Origin of the sequence: Saccharopolyspora gloriosae, assembly GCF_022828475.1 — a bacterium.
GTDB lineage: Bacteria > Actinomycetota > Actinomycetes > Mycobacteriales > Pseudonocardiaceae > Saccharopolyspora_C > Saccharopolyspora_C gloriosae_A.
The window spans coordinates 6783551-6795881 of record NZ_CP059557.1 but is presented as its reverse complement, the minus strand read 5'-3'; the positions used below and the strand labels follow the sequence as shown (position 1 = coordinate 6795881).

Below are 12331 nucleotides of genomic sequence, written 5' to 3'. Positions count from 1 at the left end.
CCCTGACCGCCGCTGCGAAGCGCGGGGGCCTTCCGAGCACGGAAGGCCCCCGTTGCGTTCTCAGTCCTTGTCGTCGCCGGTCGACGGGGCGGCGCGGAGGAACACGACGACTCCGGCCGCGACGACCATGACCGCGCCCACCACCCACAGCCCGGCCCGCTGCGAGCCGGTGACGTCCCGCAGCGCGCCGGTGATGTACGGGGCGGCGAACCCGCTGATGTTGCCCAGCGAGTTGATCAGCGCGATGCCGCCCGCGGCCGCCGACCCGGACAGGAAGGTGCTGGGCAACGCCCAGAACGTGGGCAGCGCGGCGCACACGCCGACGGCGCACACCGTCACCGCCGCCATCGCCAGGTACGGATTGCCCAGGTACAGCGCGACGGGGATGCACACGCCGCCGAGCAGCATCGGCAGCGCCACGTGCCACACCCGCTCCCCGGTGCGGTCGCCGTGCGAGGCCCACAGCACCATCGCCACCGCCCCGATCACGTACGGCACGGCCGTGACCAGGCCGGACTGCACGGTGGACAGGTTCGTGCCGTACTGCTGCTCGAAGCCGTCGATGATCGTAGGCAGGAAGAAGCCCAGCGCGTAGAGCCCGTAGGAGATCCCGAAGTACACGAACGCCAGCGCCGGAATCCGCGGATGGGTGAGCGCTTTGCGCAGCGTCCAGTGGTGCTTGCTCTCCGTCTCGGCCTGCTCGGCCGCCAGCTGCCCGGTGAGCCACTCCCGTTCCTGCTCGGTGAGCCACTTCGCCTCCGAGGGCCGGTCGGTGAGGTAGAACCAGGTCGCCACCGCCAGCAGCATCGCGGGCACGCCTTCGACCAGGAACATGAACCGCCAGCCGGAGAGTCCGAAGACCCCGTGCCCGGCGTCGATCAGCACGCTGGACACCGTCGCGCCGATCGCGCTGGAGACCGGCACCGCCGCCATGAACAGCGCGACGGCCTTCGCCCGCTGCGCGGCGGGGAACCAGAAGGTCAAGTACAGGATGATGCCGGGGAAGAACCCGGCCTCGGCGACGCCCAGCAGGAACCGGAGCACGATCAGCGCCGTCGCGCTGGGCACGAACGCGAGGACCGTCGCCAGCACGCCCCAGGTGATCATGATGCGGGCCAGCCACCGGCGGGCGCCGAACCGGTGCAGCGCCAGGTTGCTCGGCACCTCCAGCACCAGGTAGCCGAGGAAGAAGATCCCGGAGGCGAAGCCGAACGCCGTCGCGGTCAGCCCCAGTTCCTCGTTCATCCCGTTCGGCCCGGCGAATCCGATGTTCACCCGGTCCAGGTAGTTGATGAAGTACAGCAGGCAGAGGAAGGGCATCAGCCGGACCGCGACCTTGCGCAGGATGCGGTCGCCCGTTTCGGGCGCGGCGACGTTGGCGCTGTTCACCGGAACGTCCTAATGCGCGCCCCGTGCCCGGGTCAAGGCCGGAGCACAGGATGAGACGACCGGCGCACCGTGCGCAGTCGTGCGACGGATACGATTCAGAACATGTCTGAACGTTCGATCGCCCTGGTCACGGGTGCTTCCCGTGGTGTCGGGGCCGCTGTCGCCCGCGCCCTCTCCGAAACCCACGACGTGCTGCTCGGCGGCCGGGACGGCGAGGCCCTGAACGCGCTGGCGGCGGAGATCGACGGCGCCCGGCCGTGGCCGGTGGAACTGACCGACGCCGCCGCGGTGGCCGAGGCGGTACGCGACATCGACCGGCTGGACGTGCTGGTGCACAGCGCGGGCCTGGTCGAGCTCGGGTCGGTGGCGGAAGTCGCGGTGGACTCGTGGCGGCGCACCTTCGAGCTGAACCTGTTCGCCGTGACCGAGCTGACCCGGCTGCTGCTGCCCGCGCTGCGGGCCGCATCCGGTCATGTGGTGCTGGTCAACTCCGGCGCGGGTTTGGCCGCGAAGCCGAACTGGGGCTCCTACGCGGCGAGCAAGTTCGCGCTGCGCGCGTTCGCCGACGTGCTGCGCGCCGAGGAGGCGGCCAACGGCGTGCGGGTGACCTCGGTCTTCCCGGGCCGGATCAACACCGACATGCAGCGCGAGGTGCGCGACGCCGAGGGAGGCGAGTTCCAGCCCGAGCGCTACCTGCGACCGGAGTCGGTGGCCGCGCCGGTCTGCTCCGCCGTGCGCGCCTCCGCTGACGCGCACCTCACGGAGATCGTCGTCCGCCCCTCCTGACTTGGGAAGGGCGCGCGGTCGCGTCCGGGTGCGGTGGCTCCCGCTGCGCAGGCCGTCCGGACGGACTGCTTAGCCTGACGGCGTGACCGTGCTGCGTTCGATCGTGTTGTTCGCCTTGGCCGCCGTGGCGGAGATCGGCGGCGCCTGGCTGATCTGGCAGGGCGTGCGCGAGCACAAGGGCCTGCTGTGGATGGGTGCGGGAGTTCTCGCGCTCGGCGCCTACGGTTTTGTGGCCACGCTGCAGCCGGACGCGAACTTCGGGCGCATCCTCGCCGCGTACGGCGGTGTGTTCGTCGCGGGCTCGCTCGGCTGGGCGATGCTGCTGGACGGGTTCCGCCCGGATCGCTGGGACCTCGCCGGAGCCGCGATCTGCCTGCTCGGCGTAGCCGTGATCATGTACGCGCCGCGAGGCTGAGCCCGAGTTCCGCGACCGCGTCGCCGGGACGCGGGGCCTCCCAGCGCTCGGTCGTCACGTCCGGACTTGGCCGTCACGCCCGGACTCGGACGCCACGCCCGGAAACGACCGTAGCCTCCTGACCCAGGTGCCACCGTCGCACTCGGCTGCCATGCCCGGGCTCGGACGCACCCGGGCTCGGACGCCACTTCTGGAGCGCCACGATCCCGCCCTAGCGGGTGTGGGCGCGAAAACGGGAGGGCGCCCACCGGCACCCTCCCGTTCGCCGTGATGACGACCGGCTACTGCACGCTGATCGTCGCGTGCCGGTCGGTCTCCTGCCCGCCTTCGGCAGGTCCCTTGCCGACGACCTCCAGGCGCTCGGCGGGAACACCGGCCGCCGCGAACTTGTCCGACACGGCCTGCGCCCGCTGCTGCGAGAGCTGCTGGTCCTCGGGCGATGGGCTGCCGGTGTCGGCGACGAAGCCCGTGATGGTGAACTTCAGTTCCTGCGGGGCGCTCTTGGCCAGCTCGGCGGCCTTGGTCGCGGTCTGCTCGCCCTGTTCGGTCAGTTCCCGGCTGTCGGCCTTGAACGTGATCGGGCTCTGCTGCAGCGCCTGGTCGATCTGCTGCTGCAACTCGGTCTTCGCGGCCTCCGGGTCGGGTCCGGGCGGCGGTGGCGGTTGTTCCTCCTGCTGCTGTTGGGCGGGTGGGGCCGGTGGCACTTGGCCTTCCTGGCCCCCTTGACCCTGGTCCCCGCCGCCTCCGCAACCGCTCAGCAGTGCGACGGCGAGCGTGGCCGCGGCCACGCCGTAGTGGGCTTTCGTTCGGTCCATGCCGACCTCCGCAGTCGAGCTCGCCGGGCGCGGCGCACGTACGCGCCCGGTGCGTGGGCGAGTCCTATTGGATGCCGCGGACGCCGGGCGGGCAGGTCGGGCTCAGTGGTGCAACTCGATCGTGTGAGCCTGGCGGGGTTGCGGGATGGCTCCCGCGACCGTTCGGCCTGGCGGGTCGACGCATGTCACAGGGCACTCCGGGTGGTTTTGGGCCTACCCGCTCGACAGAAGTTACTACTAAGTAATACGCTGGAGTTACCGACGAGTAAGGCCATGTCCGGAGAGCGGGGCCGGCTCGGAATCATCAGTTCGGAGAGGGAGCCTGCGAAATGGGCCACTACAAGAGCAACGTCCGTGACCTCGAATTCAACTTGTTCGAGTTGTTCAAGGTGCAGGAGCGGCTCGGCACCGGGGCGTTCGAGCAGTCCGACGAGGACACCGTGCGCGGTGTGCTCAGCGAGCTCAACAGCCTCGCCACCGGACCTCTCGCGGAGTCCTTCACGGAAGGCGACCGCACCCCGGCCAAGTTCGACCCGAAGACCCACTCGGTCACGCTGCCGGAGGCCTTCAAGAAGTCCTACCAGCAGATCCAGGACGGCGAATGGTGGCGGCTGGGGCTGGCCGACGAGATCGGCGGCTACGGCATCCCGCCGACCGTGCAGTGGGCGACTTCCGAACTGATCCTGGGTGCCAACCCGGCCGTCTACATGTACATGGCCGGCCCGCAGTTCGCGGGGATCATGCACAAGAACGGCACCGAGGAGCAGCGCGCCTGGGCCGAGCTGATGATCGCGCGCGGCTGGGGTGCCACCATGGTGCTGACCGAGCCGGACGCGGGCTCCGACGTCGGCTCCGGGCGCACCAAGGCCGTCAAGCAGGCCGACGGCAGCTGGCACCTCGACGGCGTGAAGCGGTTCATCACCTCCGCCGACCAGGACATGACCGAGAACATCATGCACCTGGTGCTGGCCCGCCCCGAGGGCGACGGCGTGGAGAGCAAGCCCGGCACCAAGGGCCTGAGCCTGTTCCTGGTGCCGAAGTTCCACTTCGACGGCAAGACCGGTGAGCCGGGCGAGCGCAACGGCGCCTTCGTCACCAACGTCGAGCACAAGATGGGCCTCAACGCCTCCGCCACCTGCGAGCTGACCTTCGGCCAGCACGACATCCCCGCACAGGGCTGGCTGCTCGGCGAGGTGCACGACGGCATCGCGCAGATGTTCCAGGTCATCGAGTACGCCCGGATGATGGTCGGCACCAAGGCCATCGCGACGCTGTCCACCGGCTACCTCAACGCGCTGGAGTACGCCAAGGAGCGCGTGCAGGGCGCGGACCTCACCAGGGCCACCGACAAGACCGCCCCGCGCGTCACGATCACCAACCACCCCGACGTGCGCCGCACCCTGATGCTGCAGAAGGCGTACGCGGAGGGCCTGCGCGCCGTGTACCTGTACACCGCGACCTACCAGGACCAGATCGCCCAGGGCAAGGCCACCGGCGAGGACGTCGCGCTGGCCGAGCAGGTCAACGACCTGCTGCTGCCGATCGTCAAGGGCGTGGGCTCGGAGCGGGCGTACGAGAACCTGACGCTGTCGCTGCAGACCCTCGGCGGCTCCGGCTACCTGCAGGACTACCCGATCGAGCAGTACATCCGCGACGCCAAGATCGACAGCCTGTACGAGGGCACCACGGCGATCCAGGCGCAGGACTTCTTCTTCCGCAAGATCGTGCGCAACAACGGCGCGGCCCTCGGGCACATCGCCGCCGAGGTGCAGAAGTCGCTGGACGCCGAAGGCGCCGACGACCGGCTCAAGGAAGAGCGGGCGCTGGTCGCGCAGGCGCTGGAGGACGCGCAGGGCACGCTCGGCGCGGTGTTCGGTTTCCTGACCTCCGCGCAGGAGGACGTGAACAACATCTACAAGGTCGGCCAGCACGCCGTCACGGTCCTGATGAGCATGGGTGACCTGCTCATCGGCTGGCTGCTGCTGCGCCAGGCGGAGGTGGCGCTGGCCGCGCTGGACGCGGGCGCCTCGGCCAAGGACCAGTCCTTCTACCAGGGCAAGGTCGCGGTGGTGCGGTTCTTCGCGAAGAACGTGCTGCCGGAGCTGTCCTCCCGCCGCAAGGTCGTGGAGAACGCCGACAACGCGATCATGGAGCTGGACGAGTCGGTGTTCTGATCCGGACTCGTGGTGCCGCAAGGGCACCGCGGCACGACTGAACGTGGGCGCTCACTCCACCGGGGTGAGCGCCCACGTTTCGCTGCGGGCCACGCGCTCGCCGACCCACTGCCCCGCCAACTCAGGTGGACACCCCCACCGGCGACGTTCACCTGGCAGGGACGGTGGAGTGATGGCCCACTCCACCGTCCCTCGGTTGAATGTCACCTGAGGGGGCTGGCGGGGTGAGTGGCTCATTCGACCGTGAAGTGGTCCCTGTTTGTTGGACTGGGTGAGTGAAGGCTAGGTGGTGAGGGCCTGGGCTCGGTATTCGGTGGGGGTGAGGTTCTTCAGTGTGGTGGAGATGCGGGTGGTGTTGTACCAGTCGAGGTAGTTCTCGAGGGCGGTGGTGAACTCGTCGGGGGTGTTGTAGTTGTGGTGGTGGAAGAGTTCTTCTTTGAGGTGGCTGAAGAAGTTTTCGGCGACGGCGTTGTCGAGGCAGGTCGCTTTCCGGGACATGGAGGGTGTCAGGTTTGCCTCGTGTAGCAGTTGGCGCCAGGAGGTGTGTCGGTAGTGGAAGCCTTGGTCGGTGTGCACGAGTGGGGTGTGGCCGGTGTTGAGGGTGGCGATGGCTTTGGTCAGTGATGAGTTGGTCAGGTGGGTGTCGGGTCGGGTGCTCCAGGAGTAGGACACGACGGAGCGGTCGAACAGGTCGATGATCGGTGAGAGATAGATTTTGCTTGTGCCGACACGGAGTTCGGTGATGTCGGTGACCCATTTGGTGTTCGGTGCCGGGGCGGTGAAGTCGCGGTCCAGGACGTTGCCGGCGGTGGTGCCGGCCTCGCCCTTCCAGGATGAGTAGCGGCGTCGGCGGCGGACTGTGCAGGCCAGGCCGAGGGTGCGCATGATGTGCAGGACGGTCTTTTTCGCCGGTCTCAGGCCGTGGCGGTGCAGCATGGCGTGGACGCGGCGGTGCCCGTAACGGCCGTGGGCCTGCTGGAACACGTCGGTCACGGCCTGTTTCAGCCGGGCGTGCGGGTCCGGCCGGTCGAGCCGGGCCTGGTGATAGAAGAACGTCGACCGGGCCAGGCCCGCGACCTCCAGCAGTACCGCAAGCGGATAGTGCGCCTTGAGGGTGACGATGACCTGGGTTTTTACCCTCGCCCCTGTTCCTTCAAGGCCCGCAGTTTTTTTAGGTAGGCGTTCTCCGCGGACAACCGCAGATTCTCCGTCCGCAACCGTTCCAGTTCGGCCGTCTCGCCGTCCGGTGGTGGTTGTGGTTCGCGGGGTGGGCGGCCTTCCCGCTTGGGGCGCAACGCATCCTCGCCGTCACGCCGATATTGGCGCGCCCAATTTTTCACCTGCTTCGGTGACGACAGGTCATGCTCGGCGGCCAGCTCGGCCGCCGTGGCCTGCCCGGCCACGAACCGCAGCACCACGTCGAGTTTGAACTCGAACGAGTAGGACCGTTTGGTCGGTTTCATGATCAACGCTCCCGGGCCGCGCAACAACCATCGATCCCGCAACGTTCTCACCGCCGAAGCCGACACCTCCAACCGGGCCGCAGCCGACACCGCCCCATGACCAGCCCCGAACAACACCACAGCGGCCTCACGCTGCTCCCGCGACAACGAACTATGCGGATACACGAACCACTCCCCGGTAGCTGGAACTGACTTTCCAGTCCAACCACCGGGGACCAGTTCACCGCTCTTACCGATCTGAGGAGACATTCACCTGAGGATGCGAAAAGGCCCCTCCCGGTTCGGGAGGGGCCTTTTCGGTGGTCGGTCAGCGAGGAGCCGGCGGAGGCCCGCAGTGGATGATCGGCTGCGGGTTGTAGACCGTCTTGCTCGGGCTCTCGGTGGTGACCTTGCCGGTCTTGACGTCCTTCAAGGTCCGGGTGTCGGTGACCGTGAACCCACCGGTGCCCTTGCTCGGGCTGCACGGCTCGCCCGGCGGCACGACCTTCTCGTGCGGCGGCTTCTCCGCGGTGCGCGGACCCGTCTTCGAACCGACGTCGTACTGCTTCGTGCCCCAGAACTTCACCGTGATCGACGACGGCGTCCACTCCGTGGTGATCATGACACCGCTGGCGAGGGTGTTCTTGAACTTCACGTCGATGACGCTGCTGCCGTCGGGGTTCTGGAACACCGTCGCCTCGCGCCCTGCCGGGTAGCGGCTGATGTAGTAGCTGTGCTCCTTGTGCTCCACGTCCTTGACGCCCGCGAAGTACGAGGCGTTGTACAGCGTGGTCGCGAACTGCGAGATGCCGCCGCCGACGGCCTTCGCCGGGCGGCCGTCCTCGATGATCCCGGACTCCACGTAGCCCTGGGCGGTGCCGCGCGGCCCGGTGTGCCCGTTGAGGCTGAACGTGTCACCGGGTTTGACGACCGCGCCGTTGACCTGTTCGGCGGTCCGCTTGATGTTCACGCCGGAGGCCGTTTCGAAGCCCTCGGTCTTGAACTCGCTGATGACTTCCCGGATCCCGAGCCCGTTGGCGTGGTCGGTGTTGAACGCGGGAGGCTGCTGCTCGTAGACCGCCTGCAGGGTGCGGTTCTGCTTCTGCTTGACGACCTCGTCGAGCTTCTCGAAGCTCTTGTCCCAGTTCACGCCGCGGCCGTCCAGCGAGGGCCGCACCACGGGACCGCCGCCTTCGAGGACGATCTCGGCGTCCTTCGCGGGCTTCATGGTGTCCCGCAGTTGCGGCTCGAGGCCGCCGACGAGGGTCGGCGCGTCGAGGTGGGAGCGCAGGCCGCCCTTGCCGTCCGGTTCGAACCGCAGCGCGGCGGCGATGGTCTCCGGTGCGAGCGCCGCGTCGTGGCCTTCGCCCTTGACGCTCACGGGGCCGGACACCGCGGGCTGCGCCACGTTGCGCAGCGCCTGGTGCACGCCGTCGGAGGTGGTGTTCACGGCCTGCTCGTTGAACGGGACCTGGACCGGTCCGCCCTTGGCCCAGTCGGCCATCACCTGGTCGGCGGCCACGCTCACGTCCACGGCGCGGCCGGTGACCGGTTCCACGGCGACGGGCTTGGTGCCCTCGAACTTGATGGTGCCTTCCGAAGCGGCCCGTTCCAGCTTCGGCTTGACCTGCTCCACCGCGGCCATGACCTGCTGCTCGTCGCCGTGGCTGACGGGGTAGATCTCGCGGTCGGTGAACAGCGAGGCGATTCGGGTGAACGGGTTCAGCGGCTGCTCACCGGCCTGCTCGATGGTGGCGGGCCAGTCCATCGTCAGCCCGGACTGCTCCGGGGAGATGGTGGCCGTCGCGTCGCCCGCCTTCAGCTGCACCGGCTCCTGCAGGTTCGGTCCGAGTTCCTCGCGCAGCTTGCGTTGCGCGGCGGCCTCGGTGAGCCCGCCGACCTGCACGTCGGCGACGGTGGTGCCGCGCGGCACGGTGCCGCTGCTGAACACCAGGTCACCGACGTAGAGCAGCGTCAACAAACCGACCGCGATCCCGGCGGCGATGCCGCCGCGGATCAGTCCGCGCCGGTTGCGCTGGGCGTTGGTCTGCTCCGGCGGGTCCTCGGCGAATCCGCCGCCGATGCCGCCGGCGAAACCGGTCGCCCACGGCGACGGCTCGGCGGGCACCTTCGGGATGTTCTGGGTGCGTTCGGCGTCGGCCTCGGGGAAGCCGGTCTGCACGGTCGGGAACTGCGTCTGCTCAGTGGGGAACTGGGCTTGCTGGTTCGAATACGGGCCTTGCCGGCCCGAGTACTGGGTCTGCTCAGCGGGGAGCTGCGCGAACGAGCCCGCGACGGCCTGCGTCGTCGGAGTCTGGTCCGCGGGCGGCTGCTCGACCCGGTCGGTGGCCGACCCGGGAAATCCGGGGGCGCCGAGGAAGTCCGTGGGCGAGGCGTAGTGGCCTTCGTCCGCGGGCACCTTCGGGATCGACTGGGTGCGCTCGGCCTCGGCTTCCGGCGGCTCGATGCGCTGCGTGCCGTCCGCGGCGGGCGGCTGCGTCGACATCGCCGGGCGGGTCTCGCGTTCGGCCAGGTCCGGCTCGGAGTCCTTGCTCGCGGCCGAGTCGGTCTTCGCCGCGGTTCCCGTACCTGCGGCGAGCTGCTCCGCCGAGATCTGGGTGGTCCGCTCCGCCGGGGAGTCCTGGGACGCGCCGGTCGAGGGCGCCGGGGTGCTCGGCCGGGTCGCGTCGGCCGCGGACGTTGCCGACTCCCCGGACGTTGCCGACGCCGCGGCGGATTCCCCGGACGAGGTGGGACGGTCCGCTTCGCCGGTCGGGTCGTCGCCCGTCGGCTTCCGGTTCGGATCGTCCCCGGATGAGACGTCGTAGTTTTCCGGCACCGCTTCCCCTTCATCGGTCTGGTCGTGCGGTGGGGTACATCAGCGAACAGGCGCCGGGCCGGTCCGTCAAGGACGCCGTGCCCGCGTCACCCCGGACTGCGGTTCGGCACTGGTCGCGCCGACCGCACCTCGCGGTGGGTCACAGGTAGAGGCCGGTGCCCTGCTCGATCTGTTCGCTGGCCACGGCGTGCAGATCCCGCTCACGCATCACCAGGTAGGGCTGGCCCTGCACTTCGACCTCGAACTGCTCCTCGGGATTGAACAGCACCTGGTCGCCTACCTTGACGGCGCGCACGTGGCTGCCCACCCCGAAAACCTCGCCCCAGAGCAGCCGCTTGGCCATCTGGGCGGTCGCCGGAATCACGATGCCGCCGCTGCTGCGACGTTCTCCGGATTCCGCAGAGACCCGCACCATGACCCGGTCATGCAGCATCTGGATCTCAAGCTTGGCATCGGTCACCCGAAAAGTTTACGTGCCCGCCCGGACGGCCCTACCGCGCAGGGGGCGGCTCACGCTCCGGTGTCCATGCCGCCCATGACGAGCGGCAGCCGGTGCGTCCCGCCCGCCGTGATCCGCACTGGAACACCCCAGTCCTGCCTGGTCAGGTTGCAGGTGGGGTGTTCGACGGCGGGGTCGTCGGTGCAGCTGGCGGCCTGCGCGACGACGTGCAGCACGCCGTGCTCGATGCCGTCGGCGAGCACCAGCCGCCTGCTCAGGTCCGTTCCGGTGCCCGCGCCCTCGACCAGCAGTTCCGCCGGGGACGCGGTGATCTCCAGCCGGGTGGACGGCCCGTAGCGGTCGTCCAGCTTGCCGCCGGGCGGGGGTGTGAACACCACGGCGAGCTCCAGCTCGCCGCCGCCGATCTCGGTCGCCGGTCGCGTGACCTGCTGCGATGCGCCTTCGACTAGTTTCGCGGACACGCCGGGAGGCACCGGCCGCTCCAGCCGGTGCGCGGCGGAGGACACCACCACGAGCTCGCCGTCGATCACCGCCGCGCCGGACGGTTCGGCCAGGTGACCGGCCAGCGTGGCGAGTTCGTTCGATGCCGGATCGTAACGTCGGAGGGCTCCGTTGTAGGTGTCGCAGACGGCGATGGAGCCATCCGGCAACACCGCTACTCCGAGCGGGTGCTGCAGCAGCGCCCGCTCGGCGGGTCCGTCGGCGTGCCCGAAGTCGAACAGTCCGGCGCCGACGGCCGTGCGCACCTCGAAACCGTCCCCGGCGGCTTCGACCCACCGCAGCGCGGAGGTTTCGGAGTCCGCGAGCCACAGCCGATCGCCGCCGTCGGCCAAACCGGAGGGCTGGGCGAAGAACGCCTCGGCGGCGTCCCCGTCGCGCAGGCCTTCGACGGTGGTGCCCGCGAATCGGCGCACCCGTCCGGCGAGCGGGTCGAACAGGCCGAGGGTGTGGTTGCCCGCCATGGCGATGACGACGCCGCCCGCCGGTTCCCACCAGGTCACGTCCCAAGGGCTGGTGAGCGGCGTGTCCAGCGCGGATCCCCCATCGGTGCCGTCGCGCCACTGCTGCCCGGTGCCCGCGACCGTCGTCACCTGTCCGTCGGCGAGCCGCACTCCGCGCAGCAGGTGGTTCACGGTGTCGGCGATGACGAGGTCGTAGCCCGCTTCCGCGGCGATCCGCTCGGGCAGCACGGCGATCCCGGCGGGTTCGGCGAACGAGGCCTCGTCGGGTCCGCCGTCCGCGCTGCCCCGCGCGCCGCTGCCGATGCGCCGCAGCACCGTCTCTCCGTCCTGGGCGAACTCGACCAGCGAGTGGTTCGCGGAGTCCGACACCAGGATCGTTCCCGGCCCGGCCGCGATCTTCGCGGGGAAGCGCAGCGTCGTGGCCGCGGGCTCCGGAGGCACGTACGGGCCGTCGCCGCGGTGCAGGGTGCCCTTCGCCTCGTGCTCGGCGACGAGCTCGCTGATGACCGCGCGCAACGCCTCCACGTGGCCCTCACCTGCTGCGACGTGCACGAGGTAGCCCTCGGGGTCCACCACGGCAAGCGTCGGCCACGCCTTCACGGCGTAGTTCTGCCAGGTCGCCAGCTCCGGGTCGTCGAGCACCGGGTGGTGCACGGAATAGCGCTCGACCGCGGCGATCAGCGCGTCCGGGTCGGCTTCGTGCTCGAACTTCGGGGAGTGCACGCCGACCGTGACGAGCTCCTCGGCGAACTCCTGCTCCAGCGGCCGCAGTTCGTCGATCACGTGCAGGCAGTTGATGCAGCAGAACGTCCAGAAGTCCAGCAGCACGATCTTCCCGCGCAGGTCGGCGAGCAGGATCTCCTTGCCACCGGTGTTCAACCACTGCCGCCCGACGAACTCGGGAGCGCGGACACGGGTGCGGGACAAGTTACTCACATGCGGAGTCAACAACACCCGGCCGACCCCTTGTTCCGACGTCCACATCGCGGGAACCCCTGGTGGGACCGGATCAGTCGTGTTGGTTCGCGGCCGAGGGAAAGTCGACCAGC

10 protein-coding genes are annotated in these 12331 nt (G+C 69.4%); 3 read left to right on the top strand and 7 right to left on the bottom strand.

Going from position 1 to position 12331, the window contains the following annotated elements; translation table 11 throughout:
- Nucleotides 1-60 precede the first annotated feature (60 nt).
- The gene (locus tag H2Q94_RS30090) at nucleotides 61-1389 is read right to left on the bottom strand and encodes an MFS transporter (protein WP_243790515.1); all 1329 of its coding nucleotides are present in this window, start codon (nucleotides 1387-1389) and stop codon (nucleotides 61-63) included.
- A 102-nt stretch (nucleotides 1390-1491) separates the two neighbouring features.
- Here H2Q94_RS30090 and H2Q94_RS30085 point away from each other — a divergent pair, with 102 nt between their 5' ends.
- Both H2Q94_RS30085 and H2Q94_RS30080 read left to right on the top strand, forming a co-directional pair.
- Nucleotides 1492-2175: an SDR family oxidoreductase gene (locus H2Q94_RS30085; RefSeq protein ID WP_243790513.1), complete on the top strand. Its 684-nt coding sequence runs from the start codon at nucleotides 1492-1494 to the stop codon at nucleotides 2173-2175.
- A gap of 82 nt (nucleotides 2176-2257) precedes the next feature.
- Nucleotides 2258-2590 (top strand): YnfA family protein, encoded by a 333-nt coding sequence (locus H2Q94_RS30080; RefSeq protein ID WP_243790511.1) that lies wholly within the window; start codon nucleotides 2258-2260, stop codon nucleotides 2588-2590.
- Nucleotides 2591-2871: 281 nt separating this feature from the next.
- On the opposite strand, the gene H2Q94_RS30075 is transcribed toward H2Q94_RS30080, so the two are convergent.
- Complete coding sequence (locus H2Q94_RS30075; protein WP_243790509.1) at nucleotides 2872-3405, bottom strand: OmpA family protein; 534 nt, start codon at nucleotides 3403-3405, stop codon at nucleotides 2872-2874.
- Between the two features lie 329 nt (nucleotides 3406-3734).
- Here H2Q94_RS30075 and H2Q94_RS30070 point away from each other — a divergent pair, with 329 nt between their 5' ends.
- A complete protein-coding gene (locus H2Q94_RS30070; protein ID WP_243790507.1) occupies nucleotides 3735-5579 on the top strand; it encodes an acyl-CoA dehydrogenase in 1845 nt (614 codons plus the stop codon).
- A gap of 282 nt (nucleotides 5580-5861) precedes the next feature.
- Here H2Q94_RS30070 and H2Q94_RS30065 read toward each other — a convergent pair whose 3' ends face one another.
- The 5 genes from H2Q94_RS30065 to H2Q94_RS30045 form a co-directional block, all read right to left on the bottom strand.
- Nucleotides 5862-6701 (bottom strand): IS3 family transposase, encoded by an 840-nt coding sequence (locus H2Q94_RS30065; protein ID WP_243795982.1) that lies wholly within the window; start codon nucleotides 6699-6701, stop codon nucleotides 5862-5864.
- An 11-nt stretch (nucleotides 6702-6712) separates the two neighbouring features.
- Nucleotides 6713-7207: a helix-turn-helix domain-containing protein gene (locus tag H2Q94_RS30060; protein WP_243790504.1), complete on the bottom strand. Its 495-nt coding sequence runs from the start codon at nucleotides 7205-7207 to the stop codon at nucleotides 6713-6715.
- Nucleotides 7208-7349: 142 nt separating this feature from the next.
- Nucleotides 7350-9860 (bottom strand): VanW family protein, encoded by a 2511-nt coding sequence (locus H2Q94_RS30055; protein ID WP_243790502.1) that lies wholly within the window; start codon nucleotides 9858-9860, stop codon nucleotides 7350-7352.
- A 139-nt stretch (nucleotides 9861-9999) separates the two neighbouring features.
- Nucleotides 10000-10320 (bottom strand): GroES family chaperonin, encoded by a 321-nt coding sequence (locus H2Q94_RS30050; RefSeq protein ID WP_184484130.1) that lies wholly within the window; start codon nucleotides 10318-10320, stop codon nucleotides 10000-10002.
- Between the two features lie 50 nt (nucleotides 10321-10370).
- Nucleotides 10371-12266 carry an NHL domain-containing thioredoxin family protein gene (locus H2Q94_RS30045; RefSeq protein ID WP_243790500.1) on the bottom strand — a complete coding sequence of 632 codons (1896 nt, stop codon included), beginning with the start codon at nucleotides 12264-12266 and terminating at the stop codon, nucleotides 10371-10373.
- Between the last annotated feature and the right edge of the window lie 65 nt (nucleotides 12267-12331).

Coding starts and splice junctions, on each gene's coding strand:
- H2Q94_RS30075 (WP_243790509.1), bottom strand. CDS start 3,405: ATGGACCGAACGAAAGCCCACTACGGCGTGGCCGCGGCCACGCTCGCC.
- H2Q94_RS30085 (WP_243790513.1), top strand. CDS start 1,492: ATGTCTGAACGTTCGATCGCCCTGGTCACGGGTGCTTCCCGTGGTGTC.
- H2Q94_RS30070 (WP_243790507.1), top strand. CDS start 3,735: ATGGGCCACTACAAGAGCAACGTCCGTGACCTCGAATTCAACTTGTTC.
- H2Q94_RS30045 (WP_243790500.1), bottom strand. CDS start 12,266: ATGTGGACGTCGGAACAAGGGGTCGGCCGGGTGTTGTTGACTCCGCAT.